Raw genomic sequence first — 1,892 nt, 5'->3', positions numbered from 1 at the left:
CGCCGGCTCACGGCCGACATGGCGTACGTGAACACCCAGTACACGGCCCCCGCAAAGATGTACACCTCAGCCTGCCGCCCGAGCCACCGCGGGTTTGCCATGACGCTTCGGGCAATGCCGAGCAGGTCCTGGATTCCCATGATGGCGACCAGCGACGTGTCCTTGAACAGCGAGATGAACTGCCCCACGATAGCCGGCACCACAGCGCGCAGCGCCTGCGGCAGCACGACCAGCCCCAGAACCTGTGCATGCGAAAGCCCCAGCGCGTACGCCGCCTCGTACTGGCTGGCCGGCACCCCCTGCAGGCCGCCCCGCACGTTTTCGGCCACGTACGCGGCGGAGAAGGCCATGATGCCGATCAGCGCCCGCAGCAGCTTGTCGAAACGGACACCCGGCAGGAAGATGGGCACCAGGATCTGGGCCATGAACAGGATGGTCACCAGCGGGACGCCCCGCACCGCTTCGATGTACAGCGTCGAAACGACCCGGATGGCCGGCAGCCGGCTTCTCCGTCCCAGCGCGAGCAGGATTCCCAGCGGAAAGGAGAGTGCGATCCCGCCCACGGCCAGCACCGCCGTGACGAGAAGCCCACCCCAAAGTGACGTGCGCACTCCGGAGAGGATGGCCACGATGCCCGGAAACGAGAGAACCCAGGCCACGCCCAGCGCCAGGCGCGCCCGCCCGACCCAGACCCACCGGCCCGCTCGCCGGCCGAGCAGGCGTACGCCCGCGGTCAACACGGCCAGCACCCCGACGACCAGCAGGCTCGCCCGCACCCGCCAGGCCTGTTCGAGCGGGTAGGTACCCACCAGAAAAAGCCGCAAGTTGGCCCCCAGCACGTCCCACTGCGCCCACCGCACGGCCCACGCGAGCGCCGCCCGCCCCCCGGCCACCACGATGGCCCCTGCCGCCAGGGTGAGCAGGGCGTTGTACCAGGGAGAGTAGAGCGTTCGCCACTCCGGCGCCCGGCCCGTCATCGCTCCACCAGCCGCACCCGGCGGTTGTAAAGGTTCATCAGGGCCGACGTGGCCAGGCTCATGGCCAGGTAGCTCGCCATGATCATGAGGAAGACGGGGATGGACTGGCCCGTCTGGTTGAGGATGGTGTGGCCCACGTTGAACAGGTCCGGGAAGCCGATGGCGATGGCGAGGCTCGAGTTCTTGGCGAGGTTCAGGTACTGGCTCGTGAGGGGCGGCACGATGACCCGCAGCGCCTGCGGGACGATGACGAAGCGCAGTGCCTGCCCCTGGCTCAGCCCCAGCGCCCGAGCCGCCTCCCACTGACCGTGTGGAACCGACTGGACGGCGCCGCGCACCACCTCGGCGACGAAGGCGCCGGTGTAGACGACGAGGCCGATAAGCAGTGCCGACAATTCCGGCGACAGGTGCGTGCCGCCCCGGAAGTTGAACCCCTGCAGCACGGGCAGCTCAACGGCCGGCCCCGCCCCGGTCCAGACGAGGCGCGGCAGGTAGATGCCCCGCTGCGTGATGTGGATAGCGCCGAACCACGTCACGGCCTGTCGCACGGGCGGCAACTTGAGGAACACCGCACCGTACCAGAACAGGAGCTGCAGCAACAGCGGCACGTTGCGGACGGTTTCCACGTACGCGGTGGCGAGCCGCCGAACCAGCCAGTTGCTGGAGAGGCGCGCCAGGCCCACCACCGCCCCCACGAGGGTGGCGCCCACGATCCCGAAGGCGCTCACCCGCAGCGTGTTGACGGCTCCAACCCAGAAGGCTCGGGCGTAAGTATCGCCGGGTTGATACGCCGGCCCTTCTGAGATGTCGAAACCGGCCTCGATGCCGAGAAAGCCGAAGCTCAGCGTGAGCCCGAGCGACTGAAGCCCCCGCCGCATGTTAGCGTAAGTGAGCCCCGCGAACACCGCCAGCACC

2 protein-coding genes are annotated in these 1,892 nt (G+C 68.8%); both read right to left on the bottom strand.

The genetic code is table 11. The features are described 5' to 3' along the window. A partial coding sequence (locus AB1609_22710) for an amino acid ABC transporter permease (GenBank protein ID MEW6049247.1) occupies nt 1-977 on the bottom strand: 977 nt, incomplete at its 3' end. Next, a complete protein-coding gene (locus AB1609_22705; protein MEW6049246.1) occupies nt 974-1,891 on the bottom strand; it encodes an ABC transporter permease subunit in 918 nt (305 codons plus the stop codon). The genes AB1609_22710 and AB1609_22705, both read right to left, overlap by 4 nt. Between the last annotated feature and the right edge of the window lies 1 nt (nt 1,892).

This window comes from Bacillota bacterium, from assembly GCA_040754675.1.
Lineage (GTDB): Bacteria > Bacillota > Limnochordia > Limnochordales > Geochordaceae > Geochorda.
The sequence above is the reverse complement of the archived record's forward strand: the minus strand, read 5'-3'. Positions and strand labels throughout refer to the sequence as shown.